The 12,484-nt window shown below is 69.0% G+C and carries 12 protein-coding genes; 9 read left to right on the forward strand and 3 right to left on the reverse strand.

The window, feature by feature from the left end:
- The first annotated feature begins 37 nt into the window (after positions 1 to 37).
- Both ACWD3H_RS43180 and ACWD3H_RS43185 read left to right on the forward strand, forming a co-directional pair.
- A complete protein-coding gene (locus ACWD3H_RS43180; RefSeq protein WP_451959137.1) occupies positions 38 to 3,337 on the forward strand; it encodes an ATP-binding protein in 3,300 nt (1,099 codons plus the stop codon).
- A 176-nt stretch (positions 3,338 to 3,513) separates the two neighbouring features.
- Positions 3,514 to 3,939, forward strand: coding sequence for a hypothetical protein (locus ACWD3H_RS43185; RefSeq protein ID WP_451959138.1), 426 nt, complete (start codon positions 3,514 to 3,516; stop codon positions 3,937 to 3,939).
- 92 nt (positions 3,940 to 4,031) lie between these two features.
- Here ACWD3H_RS43185 and ACWD3H_RS43190 read toward each other — a convergent pair whose 3' ends face one another.
- Positions 4,032 to 4,580: a MarR family winged helix-turn-helix transcriptional regulator gene (locus ACWD3H_RS43190; RefSeq protein WP_451959139.1), complete on the reverse strand. Its 549-nt coding sequence runs from the start codon at positions 4,578 to 4,580 to the stop codon at positions 4,032 to 4,034.
- A gap of 457 nt (positions 4,581 to 5,037) precedes the next feature.
- Between ACWD3H_RS43190 and ACWD3H_RS43195 the strand changes: the two genes are divergently transcribed.
- Complete coding sequence (locus tag ACWD3H_RS43195) at positions 5,038 to 6,144, forward strand: epoxide hydrolase family protein (protein ID WP_451959140.1); 1,107 nt, start codon at positions 5,038 to 5,040, stop codon at positions 6,142 to 6,144.
- Positions 6,145 to 6,367: 223 nt separating this feature from the next.
- On the opposite strand, the gene ACWD3H_RS43200 is transcribed toward ACWD3H_RS43195, so the two are convergent.
- The gene (locus ACWD3H_RS43200) at positions 6,368 to 6,760 is read right to left on the reverse strand and encodes an MmyB family transcriptional regulator (protein ID WP_451959141.1); all 393 of its coding nucleotides are present in this window, start codon (positions 6,758 to 6,760) and stop codon (positions 6,368 to 6,370) included.
- A 470-nt stretch (positions 6,761 to 7,230) separates the two neighbouring features.
- Between ACWD3H_RS43200 and ACWD3H_RS43205 the strand changes: the two genes are divergently transcribed.
- The 6 genes from ACWD3H_RS43205 (at position 7,231) to ACWD3H_RS43230 (ending at position 11,225) form a co-directional block, all read left to right on the forward strand.
- Complete coding sequence (locus tag ACWD3H_RS43205; RefSeq protein WP_451959142.1) at positions 7,231 to 7,560, forward strand: PadR family transcriptional regulator; 330 nt, start codon at positions 7,231 to 7,233, stop codon at positions 7,558 to 7,560.
- A gap of 2 nt (positions 7,561 to 7,562) precedes the next feature.
- Entirely contained in the window at positions 7,563 to 7,976 is a 414-nt protein-coding gene (locus tag ACWD3H_RS43210; RefSeq protein WP_451959143.1) for a DUF1048 domain-containing protein, read from the forward strand.
- On the forward strand, positions 7,976 to 8,797 hold the full coding sequence (locus ACWD3H_RS43215; protein ID WP_451959144.1) for an ABC transporter ATP-binding protein: 822 nt from the start codon (positions 7,976 to 7,978) through the stop codon (positions 8,795 to 8,797). The genes ACWD3H_RS43210 and ACWD3H_RS43215 overlap by 1 nt, the downstream gene beginning before the upstream one ends.
- Positions 8,794 to 9,555, forward strand: coding sequence for an ABC transporter permease (locus tag ACWD3H_RS43220; RefSeq protein WP_355560524.1), 762 nt, complete (start codon positions 8,794 to 8,796; stop codon positions 9,553 to 9,555). Before ACWD3H_RS43215 ends, ACWD3H_RS43220 begins: the two co-directional genes overlap by 4 nt.
- Before the next feature lie 105 nt (positions 9,556 to 9,660).
- A complete protein-coding gene (locus ACWD3H_RS43225) occupies positions 9,661 to 10,866 on the forward strand; it encodes a cytochrome P450 (RefSeq protein WP_451959145.1) in 1,206 nt (401 codons plus the stop codon).
- Positions 10,863 to 11,225, forward strand: a complete 363-nt coding sequence (locus ACWD3H_RS43230) for a hypothetical protein (RefSeq protein WP_451959146.1) — start codon at positions 10,863 to 10,865, stop codon at positions 11,223 to 11,225. Before ACWD3H_RS43225 ends, ACWD3H_RS43230 begins: the two co-directional genes overlap by 4 nt.
- Before the next feature lie 97 nt (positions 11,226 to 11,322).
- Here ACWD3H_RS43230 and ACWD3H_RS43235 read toward each other — a convergent pair whose 3' ends face one another.
- Complete coding sequence (locus tag ACWD3H_RS43235; RefSeq protein WP_451959147.1) at positions 11,323 to 12,000, reverse strand: DoxX family protein; 678 nt, start codon at positions 11,998 to 12,000, stop codon at positions 11,323 to 11,325.
- Positions 12,001 to 12,484 lie beyond the last annotated feature (484 nt).

Here is a 12,484-nt window from a genome sequence, read left to right on the forward strand (position 1 = left end):
CACAGTCGGGCGGCAGGCACGCGCCTACTGTCTTCGTATGGGAGACTCCTTCAGCCTGCTGCTGCTCGGCACGCCCGAGCTAGCTGTCGGGGGAAGGCCGGTGCGGATCCGTTCCGCTAAGACCCGGGCACTCCTCTGCTACCTCGCCACCACGCCGGGGGCGCGCTCGCGGGCCGAGCTCGCGGGGCTGCTGTGGGGCGAGCGTCCCGACGCCAACGCCAGAGGCAGCCTGCGGCTGGCGCTGTCGGAGCTGCGCAAGGACGTGGGCGGCTGGCTCGACATCACCCGCGACCACGTCGGCTTCCGCGCCGACGACGACTGCTTCGTGGACTACCGGCAGCTCATCCGGGACCCGACGGTGGCGGGGGCGCTCCGGTTGTGGCGCGGGGAGTTCCTCGACGGTCTCTCCTTCGGGGACGCGCCCGCGTTCGCCGGGTGGCTGGAGTGCGAGCGGCAGCGGGCCCGGCTGGTGCTGCGCGAGCTGCTCGTACGCGCCGGGCCCGCCGCCTCCGAACACGTCGTACGGCTGGCCAGGATCGTGACGGAGCTGGACCCGTACGACGAGGAGGCCCACCGGGTGCTGATCGCCTCCCTGGCCAGGACCGGGAACCGGGCCGCGGCCCTGGCCTGCTACGAGGAGCTGCGCCTGCGGCTGGCGCGCGAGCTGGGCGTCGATCCCGCACCCGAGACCCGCGCGCTCCGCCAGGACCTCACGCCCCGGCCCGCGACCGCCCGCCGGGCTGCCCTGCCGGTCCCCGGGTCGGAGCTGGTCGGCCGCGAGTCCGACATCCGCCGCCTACGTGCCCTGCTGTCCCGGGAACGCCTGATCACCCTGTCGGGCCCGGGCGGCATCGGCAAGACCCGCCTGGCCATCGCCGCGGCGGAGGCCGGGGCCCGGGATGCCGCGCCCCTCTCCTCCACGGGGACCGGGAAGCACGACAGCGCGTCCCTATCCTCCGCGCGAGCCGGCGAGCGCAACGTCGCCTCCCCCTCCTCCGTGAAGCCCGGTGAGCACGACGCCGCGTCCCCCTCCTCGGCGGATGTCGCGTTCGTGTCTTTTGCCGGGGTGCGGGCGGAGGCGGCTGTGACGACGCTCGCGCGCCGGCTCGGCGTGGACCTCTCGCCGCCGCGGCCCGCCGCCGAGCTGCTGCTCGCCGCCCTCGCCGGTCGCTCGACGCTGCTGGTGCTCGACAATCTCGAACATCTGCCGTCCTTCGACGGGGTGATCGCGGAGATCCTGCGGGTGGCGCCGGGCGTGCGGGTGCTGGCGACCAGCCGGCGGCGGCTGGACGTGCCCGGGCAGGTGATCGTCCCGGTGGAGGGGCTTGCCGAGTCGGCCGCCGAGGCGTTGTTCGTCGTGCGGGCGCTCAAGGCCCGGCCGGAGTTCGACCCCGAGCGCGAGGCCCCGCTGGTGGCCGCGATCTGCGCCGCGACCGGCGGGCTGCCGTTGGCGATCGAGCTGGCGGCCGGCCTGCTGCGTGCCGTGCCGTGCGCCGACCTGGCCGAACGCCTCGGCGTGGACACGGGGCTGCTCTCCACGGCCGGGCCCGCCGCACGGTCCAGGCACGCGAGCATGCGTACGGTCTTCGAGACGTCCTGGCGGCTGCTCGACCCGGAGAGGCGGGCGGCGCTGGCGGCGTTGGCGGTGTTCGGCGGCGGCTGCACCCTGCGCGCGGCCCTGGAGGTCGCCGGAACCAGCCCTGAGGTGCTGGTCCACCTGGTCGACCACAGCATGCTGCAGCTCACCCCGTCCGGCCGGTACACCCTCCACCCTCTCATCAAGCAGCTCGCCGCCGCCCATTTGGAGGACCCGGGGGTACCCGAACGGCACGCCCGTCATTACGCCCGCCTCCTCGACCGGCACGCCACCGCGCTCCAGGACGGCTCGGACGCCGAGGTCGTCCGCGTGCTCGGCGCCGAGATGGACAACATCCGCCTGGCCTGGCGGGTGTCCGGGCAGCCGCGCTTCCTGGACCACTACTGGACGTTGTGCCTGCGATTGCGCCTGTACGAGGAGTCGGTGGCGATCGTCCGCGAGCACCTCGACCGCCCTCCGGAAGACCTGCGCCTGCGGGCCCGCCTGCTCCGGATGGCCGCGGTGAGCTCCCACCAGCTCGCCAGGGAACGCGCCGCCACCCGCCTGGCCCGCGCCGCCCTCGACACGCTCGGCGAGCCACTCCCCACCACCCCCACCGACCTCGCGACCGCTCTCCTGACCGCCGCCATCCGCCAGGCCGCCCACCGCCTCCTGCCGATCACGGCCGCCCGCCGTCTCCTCCCCGTACCCCGTACGGACGAGGCCGAGGCCGCGCAGGCGCTGACCTTGCTCGCCCGGCTCGCCTACCACCAGCAGGACCTCCCCGTGATGCTGGTGACCTCGCTGCGCCAGCTCAACGCCGCCGACCGCGGCACCGACCCCGCCCTGCGCGCCGAGTCCTACGCGAACTTCGCCACCATCGCCCGCCTCGCCGGCCGCCACCGGATCGCCACCCGCTACGGCAGCCTCGCCGACCAGGCACTTTCCGGCATCGACCACCCGGACGAGGCCGTGCACCGGGCCCGGCTGGCCCGCGGAATCGACCTGCTCCACGCGGGCCGTTTCGAGGACGCCAGGCGGTCGTTCACGGAGGGACGGTCGCGGACGATCGACCCGCGGGTGGCCGAGAACTGCGCCGGCATGCTCGCCGAGACCGCGCTGTGGCAGGGCGAGTTCGCCGCGGCGGCCACCGGGTACGCGGAGACGGAGGAGCTGGCGGTCGCGCGGGTGGGCGGGGACGACATCGGCCGCCACTGGTGCCTGACCGGCCGGGCGGAAGCGCTGTTGCGCCTGGACGGGGTGCCGATGGAGCGGATCCGGGAGCTGCTGGCGGCCGCCCGCGCCTCGCACGAGCGGCGGCGTACGCACGCGAAGGAGATCGGCCTGCGCGACAGCCCGGCGAGCCGCACGATTCAGGAGCTGCGCCTGCTCACCATCGCGGCACGCCTGGACCCGGCGCGGGCGCCCGCGGCGCTGGCCGAGGCGCTGACACTGGCCGAGCGGCTGCCGGCGGTGCAGCCCGGCATGCTGGAGTGCTGGACCGGCCTCGCCGAGCTGCTCGGGGACGCGGGGCAGGACCGGGCCGTGGCCCCCCTCCTGCTCGGACACCTCTCCCGGTACGCCGCCCGCAACCCCGGTGCCGCCGCCCGGATCGGCTGGGCCCTCGCGCTGATCCTGGCCGCCCTGGGCGGGCGAAGGCAGGCCAGGCGGGCGGCCGAGCAGGCGATGGCGACCGCCGAGCGCCTGGCCGCACCGTACGACCACCGCAGAGCCGAGTCCCTGGCCCGCGTCCTTGGATGAAAGTTTCACCGTAGGCGCCGGCTATCACCTATTGGGAGGAACCGCTGCGGTTTTCCTATTTCGTGCACGTCCAGCACGCCATGAGTGGTGAGACGGGTGTTGATCCGGTGGAGGGCGCCAGGTTTCTGCTCACGTCCGCCGGTTGGGACGTCACCGTGCTAGGAGATGTTCCCGGAGTGCCGACCAACATCGAGGCCAGGAGCGGTGAGTTCCGCATGTCGCTGCTCATCTCCCAAGCGCGTGACTCCCTCACCGTCACCGGCCGGACCCCGGTGATGGCACTGCGCGAACCCCGCAAGCTCCACCCCGTGAGCCCGGAATGCGTACGCTGCCAGCGGAAGCTGACGGCTCTGCAGGTGCTGCATCGCCGCAGCCTTTGGGGCGGTCAGGAACCACAGCCCAGGCACGAACTGTGGTGGGAGTGCTCTGGGTGCGGCTGGCTGGGCTACCAGCACCATGAGGGCGAGCAGTTGCATGCGATGCGGCGCCTGAAGGGTCGCGAGGGGAACTGTTTCTTCTGCGGCGAAGATCAGAGCAATGTCGCCAGTGAGGTCTGGGAACAAGACGGCGAGCTGCGGGACTGGGTGGTGTGCCTGGACTGAGGCACCAGCAACGCCCGCCGTGTCGGGCACGCTCCCCACGATGGCAGACCACCGAGCTGACGAAGCGAAGGGGCCTTCGCCCGACCATGTCCTTAGCGGTCGAAGTAGCGCCGCGTAACCAGGTTTGGAATACCGCGATCCGCCGATTGACTTTGTGCTGACGGCAGAGGCGCTGGCCCTACTGGCAGCAAGGCGAAGTGGCGGGTGCGCAGGCCGTGCGCCGCGAGCTGATGATCCCCGAGGTGGCGCAGCCGGTAGTGGGCTTGAGCTATCAGGTGCTCGATGCTGTGGATGGTGGATGGCCCGTCGTCGGCGACGGGCTTGGTCGGCAGCGCGGTGAGGCGCCGCCGTTCGGGTGTGCTGAGGGCACTGGTGAGCCGGGCGTCGCGGTCGGCGACGGCGTGGCGCATGCCGTCCAGGGCGGTACGGCCCGCCTCGGTCAGGGACAGCACATAGGTGCGGCGGTTGGCCGGGTCGCGGGTGCGGATGACATGGTCAGGCTCCTGGAGCCGATCGAGCAGCCTGACCATGATCGTACGGTTGATGCCGAGCCGGTGGGCGAGATCCTGCTGTGAGATGGCGTCCGGCGGGGATGTCGAGCACCACGAAATCGCGCGACTATGGCTCGTCCTGCACGGCATGAGCGGTGAACACACGGCGCATCAGGTGGCCGGTGGTCGCATGCAGCGCGTCGTCGACGTTCCTTGCCTGGCCGGGCACGAGCCTCTTGGTGTGATGCTAGCAGGCCAATGGTTCTTTCAGTGACGGTTGCGATGATATTGGTTGGAATGTTGACGGTTGGGAGTGTGTAGATCTAGAGTCCGACACGCAACTCATCGAAGGACATAATGATCATGCATACTGTCGCCGTCATCGACTCCTACCTCGCCTGCACAGAGACCGGGCAGGGGGAGTCGCCAGTGGTGTTCCTGCACGGCAGCCCCACCTCGTCCTGCCTTACGAGCTCACCGAGATTTTCACTCCGGCCGCAGGCCGCTCGGGCCGCGCGCAAATCCATGTCGAAGCTCACCTCGCAGCTCGTCGTCGCCCGTCGTCCGAACATTTGGGCGCCGAATGAATTTCCCTGGAGTTAAGACCATGATCAAGCCGTTCCGTATCGACGTCCCCCAGGCCGACCTCGACGACCTGACCGACCGGCTCTCCCGCACCCGTTGGCCCAACGAGGTCGCCGACGCCGGGTGGGACTACGGCTTCCCGCTGGCGCGGCTCAAGGAACTGGCCGAATACTGGCGCACCGGCTACGACTGGCGCGAGCATGAGGCCAAGCTCAACGAGCTTCCGCACTTCACCACCGAGATCGACGGCCAGGACATCCACTTCGTCCACGTCCGGTCTTCGGAACCGGACGCGCTCGCGCTGATCCTCACCCACGGCTGGCCAGGTTCGTTCCTGGAGTTCCTCGACGTGATCGAGCCGCTGTCGCGCGACTTCCACCTGGTGATTCCGTCCATCCCGGGGTACGGCTTCTCCGGGCCGACCCACGAGCGCGGCTGGGATATCGTCCGGGTCGCGCGGGCCTGGGCTGAGCTGATGCGCCGTCTCGGGTACGAGCGCTATGGCGCGCAGGGGGGCGACTTCGGCTCGGGCATCTCAACGGCGCTCGGCGCGGTGGCACCCGAGCAGGTCGTCGGGGTGCACGTCAACTACCTGCCGACCCGGCCGGTCCCGGACGCCGACATCGAGCTGTCCGAAACGGATGAGGCTCGGCTGGACAAGGTCAGGCAGCTGATGGCGAATCGTCCGCCGTACCAGGCTCTGCAGGCCACCACCCCGCAGACCATCGGCTACGCGCTGACCGACTCGCCGGTCGGCCAGCTGGCCTGGATCGCCGAGCGCTTCGCACAGTGGACGGACCCTCGCTCGCAGATCAGTGACGAGCGGATGCTCACCGACATCTCGCTGTACTGGCTGACCGCCACCGCGGCTTCCTCGGCGCGGCTGCACCGCGAGGCTCCGCGGCGGATCGAGCCGTGCCCGGTACCGGTTGGCGTGGCGGTGTTCGCGCACGACATCACGCAGTCGGTGCGACCGCTGGCCGAGCGGCTGTACGACATCAGGCACTGGTCGGAGTTCGAGCGCGGCGGCCACTTCGCCGCGATGGAGGTGCCAGAGCTGCTCGCCGAGGACGTCCGGGACTTCTTCCTTACCCACATCAAGTACGACTACCGGGTCGCCACCCGCTAGGAGACACCGCTGGCCGCGAACTCCCGGGCACCCCGGAGCTTCGCGGCCAATTCGCGGAACACGGTGAACTTGCGGATGTCAGTACGGTGGTCCTTGCCGGTACGCCCGTCCCACTCGTAGAACGCCAGGTCCAGGCCGGGACCTTCACCGCCCTGGCAACGTAGTCGACCGCGTCACTTGAGCATCAGTGCGAAGGCCGACTTCGTCGGTTCTCGCCGCCCCGTCAGCAGCCCCATCTCGCGGCCTGAACGCCGCCGACGGTCACATGTGCAGCCGGGTGCAGGAAGGTGTACCGGACGGTGTTCCGCTGCCGCTCCGGCCAGTCGGCGATGCCGTGGAGCAGCCGCAGCCCGCCGGGATTGGCCGCCAGCAGGTCGTCGGTGCGGCTCACGACGTACGCCGGGTTGAGCCGGAGCGTCTCCAGAAGCTGCGTGACGGTCGGACGGACCCGCTGCGACGGCAGGGGACGGGGCTCGGGCGCACGCCGCGCCGCCCGCGTCGCCAGCTCGCGCAGGAAGCCGCGCTCCTCCTCGTTGAGGCGGAGCGCCTCGACCACGGAGGGGCTCGGATGGGTCTCCTTGCCGCGTTCCAGGCGTACGTAGTAGTCGATGCTCACACCGGCCGGCGCGGCCAGCTCCTCCGCGGCCAGACCGGCCGATCCCGCGAGGTGATCGAGGTGGGGCGATCGCGTCCAATGCCCGGCCGGTCCGGTCGTCGTTGAGCAGGTCCGCCTCGACGCCGAAGGATTCGGCCACCGCCCACGCCCGCGACCCCGGCAGGCCGTCAGGGACTTCAAGTCTGTGCTGATCTCCGGGAACGAGCGCAGCTGCTCCAACTGCTCCTCAGAGAACATCTTCTCCGACAACGCACCACCCCAAGTGCCGTACCGGATGAAACCATAACGAACGTAGCGGCAGTGATCATCAACCCGCCACAGGCGACCAAATGCCTCCGTTACCGCAGGTCAGAGGCTACTTCGTTGAAAATTTCTTCATTGCTGCCGGGGCCCCACGGGGCTTGCGCCGTCGCTATTCAGTGTTACTATGTACCAGTAGTCAGTATAACTGGGTAGCCGAAGGGTGGTCCATGGGCAAGCAGGTGACGGAGATGCTCAAGGGAACGCTGGAGGGCATCGTCCTGGCGATCCTGTCCGGCCGGCCCGCGTACGGCTACGAGATCACGGCGTGGCTGCGGGATCAGGGCTTCTCCGACATCGCCGAGGGCACGGTCTACGCGCTGCTGGTCAGGGTCGAGCGGCGCGGCCTCGTCGACGTGGAGAAGGTCCCGTCCGAGAAGGGGCCGCCGCGCAAGGTGTATTCCCTGAACGCTCAGGGACGGGAGTATCTCGAAGAGTTCTGGAGGACCTGGAGCTTCCTCACGGAACGGCTCGAACAGCTCCGCGAAGGAGGTACGTAGACATGGCCACAGAGCCGGCCGAGCCGAAGAGGCGCTACCTGCAGTACCTGGAGGTGGTCACCGGGCCGCTCGAGGACAAGAGGCGCTGGCGGCAGTACAAGGCGCGGACCAGAGCGCTTCCCGAGAACTATCGCACGGCAGTCGAAGCGCTGGAGCGGTACCTGATGCACTTCGGGCCGGGGGACGGCGCCGACGCGGCTTCGATGTTCGAGGACCTTGCCGATCTGTTCGAACAGAGCGCGGCGGACGGAACCCCGATCCGCGAGATCTTCGGGGAGGACCCCGTGGAGTTCGTCGAGGCGTTTGTGCAGAACTACTCCGTGGGGCGGTACATCAGCCGGGAGCGGGAACGGTTCACCAGCGCCATCGAGCGCGCCGCCGGCGAGGACACCGGAAGAGAAGAGAGGACCGTCTGATGACGACACAGCAAGCCCAGGCGATCCATGTGCAGGGTCTGGAGAAGTCGTACAAGGAGCTGCGGGTGCTGCGCGGCGTGGACTTCGACGTGGCGCGAGGCAGCATCTTCGCCCTGCTCGGCTCGAACGGGGCGGGCAAGACCACGGTCGTGAGAATCCTGTCCACGCTGCTCAAGGCGGACGCGGGCACGGCCGGCGTCAACGGCTTCGATGTCGCCACGCAGGCTGCGGACGTGCGGGAGTCCATCAGCCTCACCGGACAGTTCGCGGCCGTCGATGAGATTCTCAGCGGGCGGGAGAACCTCGTGCTGGTCGCCCGGTTGCGGCACCTCAAGGATCCCGGCAGGATCGCCGATGACCTGCTGAGGCGTTTCTCGCTGACCGACGCGGGCGCGCGCAGGGTGTCGACGTATTCGGGTGGCATGCGCCGCCGCCTGGACATCGCGATGAGCCTCATCGGCAATCCGCCGGTCATCTTCCTCGACGAGCCGACGACCGGCCTGGACCCCCAGGCGCGCATCGAGGTGTGGCAGGCCGTCAGGGAACTCGCCGAGCACGGTACGACGGTGCTGCTCACGACGCAGTATCTGGACGAGGCAGAACAGCTCGCCGACCGGATCGCGATCCTGCACGAGGGGCGGATCATCGTCAACGGCACCCTGGCCGAGCTCAAGCAGCTGCTGCCGCCCGCCAAGGTCGAATACGTCGAGAAGCAGCCGACCCTCGAGGACGTCTTCCTCACCCTCGTCGGTGCCGGCGGCAAGACGGCGACGCCGGCCATGACCACAGCGTCGGCACGGACGCGTAAGGAACAGCGATGAGCAAGCATTTCTTCGGCGACACCGCCGTCCTGCTGGGACGATCCCTGCGCCACATCACGCGCAGCGTGGACACCATCGTCACGACCGCGATCACGCCGATCGCCATGCTGCTGTTGTTCGTCTACGTGTTCGGCGGCGCGATCAACACGGGGCCGGTTTCGTATGTGAACTACCTGCTGCCTGGCATTCTGCTCATCACGGTTGCCTCGGGCATCGCCTACACCGCCTTCCGGCTGTTCCTGGACATGAAGAGCGGCATCTTCGAGCGCTTGCAGTCCATGCCGATCGCACGCTCGTCCGTGCTGTGGGCGCACGTGCTGACCTCGCTGGTCGCCAATCTGATCTCGCTCGTGGTCGTCGTGCTCGTCGCCCTGCTCATGGGTTTTCGCTCGGGGGCGGGAGTGCCGGCGTGGCTCGCGGTCGCCGGCATGCTGATCCTGTTCACCCTGGCGTTGACGTGGCTCGCCGTCATCGCCGGTCTGTCCGCGAAGTCCGTGGACGGCGCGAGCGCGTTCTCCTACCCGCTCATCTTCCTGCCGTTCCTCAGCTCGGCATTCGTGCCCACCGACACCATGCCCGGCCCGGTGCGCGTCTTCGCCGAGCACCAGCCGGTGACCTCCATCGTCAACGCCATCCGCGACCTGTACACCCAGCAGCCGGTCGGCACCGACATCTGGATCGCCCTGGCCTGGTGTGTCGGCATCCTCATCGTCGCGTACGCCTTCGCCATGAACACCTACCGCCGCAAGATCTCCTAGGGCCGTGTCGATTGGCTGACAGGAATTCTGAGTGCAATGCAGCTTTCGAGCCACGCCAAACACGTACTATCGCGACTTCATCCTAGGCCGATGAGAGGAATGACCATGGAACACACCATCACCACGCTGCCGACCGCGCGCCGGCCCGGCTGTCCCTTCGACCCGCCCAAGGAGCTGATCCAGGCCCGCGAGCACGGCCCGATCAGCCGCTTCCCCTTCCCCGACGGACACGAGGGCTGGCTGGTCACCGGCTACGACCTGGTCCGGGCGGTCCTGGCCGACCCTCGGTTCAGCTCACGCAAGGAGCTCATGCGCCACCACCCGCTGGTCGACCTCGGCGAGATCGAGGTGCCTCCGGCGCCGCCCGGCGAGTTCCTCCTCATGGACGAGCCGCAGCACGGGCGCTATCGCAAACCGCTGGTGGGCAAGTTCACCGTACGGCGGATGCGACAGCTCACCGAGCGCGTCGAGCAGGTCACCGCCGAGCACCTGGACGCGATGGAGAAGGCCGGGCCGTCGGCGGACCTGGTGACCGCGTTCGCCAAGCCCATCCCCTCCATCATCATCTGTGAGCTGCTGGGCGTGCCGTACGAGGACCGGGGCTCCTTCCAGGGGCACATCGACAAGTTCCTCGGCGGGGAGGTCGGCGACGAGGAACTGATCGCGGCCTACACCGCGACCCAGAACTACCTCGCGGAGCTGGTGGCCGCCAAGCGCGCGAACCCCACCGACGACGTGCTCAGCGACCTGCTCGACAGCGACCTGACCGATGAGGAGCTGCGGGGGATCGCCCTGATCCTGCTGTCGGCCGGGTTCGACACCACCGCGAACATGCTGGCGCTGGGCACCTTCGCGCTGCTGCAGAACCCGGACCAGCTCGCCGCGCTGCGCACCGAGCCCGAGCTCACCGACGGGGCCGTGGAGGAGCTGCTGCGGTATCTGAGCGTAGCCAAGCAGTTCCCGAGGGTCGCACTGGAGGACGTCGAGCTGGGCGGCCAGACCATCAAGGCCGGTTCGACGGTCATCCTGTCGTACGCCACCGCCAACCGCGACCCCGAGCGCTTCACCGACCCCCACGTGCTCGACCTGCGCAGGCAGGAGGGCGGGCACCTGGCCTTCGGCCACGGCATCCACCAGTGCCTGGGCCAGCAACTGGCCCGCGTCGAGATGCGGGTCGCCTTCCCTGCGCTGCTCACCCGCTTCCCCACGCTACGGCTGGCCGTACCGGCTGAAGAGGTTGCCCTTCGCCTGGAGACCGCGGACATCTACGGAGTCAAGAGCCTCCCGGTCACCTGGGACGTGGCATCTTGAGTACCAAGAACAACAGGGTCCGGATGCCGCGGGTCTTCCGGCGAGTGGGGGGCACGGCGCTGGCCGGGGTGGCCACACCCGGGGTGGCCACCGCGGCGGCGAAGCCGGCGATCGACATCTCCGGCGGGCTGACGCAGCCGGTCTTCTCGTACAAAGACGCCATCCGCGAGTACGTCCAGGTGCAGTCGCCGGTCGACAGTGACGGCAAGAAGGGTCTGGTCCGGGTGGACAGCATCCGGCCGAAAGAGACCAGTTCCGAGCTCAAGGTGCCAACCTGGGCGTATAGCTCGTCGACTACGGCCAGGACACCCGCATCCACGGCGTCGCCCCCTCCGGGGGCAAGGCCTCAAGTTCATTGACGGCAAGGACTGCGTCGGCGAGAGGATGGCCGATTGTGTCAGCGGGCTGGTGTTCGCGGAACCATGTGTCGGCGAGACGTCGAGACCTTCAAGGCCGCTACTCGTTGATCCAGCCGTTCTCAACTGCCCACTCGTGCGTCATGGCTTCGGCCGCGGGCAGCGTGAGGAACGAAACGGCATACAGAACAACGAGGAGCCCGATCGGAACGGCCCAAGCGCGAGGACGGGTTTTCGGCGGACCGGCCCCATTTTGTTCAGCGTTGGCAGGGCGGTCCCGACGGAGCCGCGTCTCCGGGAGCCGACGGTCGGCAGGCCTCAGCACCCACGACGCGATGGCGCACGTCCCGAACATCAGCGGCACCCCCCACGTCTGAAGCCCGTCGCCGACTATCAGATGCGACGCCACGGCACTCGACCACAGGAAAAAGGCACCCGCGTACGCCCATTCCTTGATCAGCGGGAGCCTGGGCGCGATGATTGCGACGGCCGCACCGGCCTGCCACACGCCTAGAACGTAGGCGAAGTAGTGCGGGTATCCCAGATGGCGCAACTGGACTTCCACCCATTCGATCGGTAGAAGATTCCACACCGATCCAGCAGTCAACTCGAAGACGATTACAAACGTGGTGGCCCAAAAGGCGATGGGGCGGATCCGGCTCCAGTTCCAGCCGCTTCGTGCGACGGCGGTCGGCTTCTCGTCCGTCGCGTGCTGGAACGTTTTGGTCGTTTGAGTTTGCATCTCAGCCTCCTCGTCAAATCGATCTGGCATGTTCATGAGATTCTCCTTGCGTTGTGAGCGGCTTCGGTTCGAAGTCACAGGTGGCGATTGGCGATTCCACAATGGAGTGGCCGGCCGGGGCCGAGGGCGAAGCCAATCTGGCGGACCAGGCTGGCGGGGCGCCCGCGATGTCCCACGGTGCGGTGATGCGCCGTCCGATGCATGGAGCCGGCTCGGCATGCCTTCGGCGAGGGTGAATCGCACGGTCACGACGACGTCCGCCTCAGGTGCCCGTACACGTCGACCGGGGCACGCCGAACAGGTCGGCGATCTGCTGGACAGTCGTCTCGGGGGTGTCGTAGAGCTGTTAGGCGGGCGGCCGTCCGCTCACCAGGTCACCCGCAGCGTGTGCACGCCGTACACGAGGCTGAAGACCCGGAAGTCGGCCTGCTTGTACGGGTCGGCCAGGGCGAGGCCGGGGAAGCGGTGCAGCAGGGCCGGGAAGGCGATGCGCATCTCCATCCGCGCCAGCGGCGCCCCG

Source organism: Streptosporangium sp. NPDC002607, from assembly GCF_053592655.1.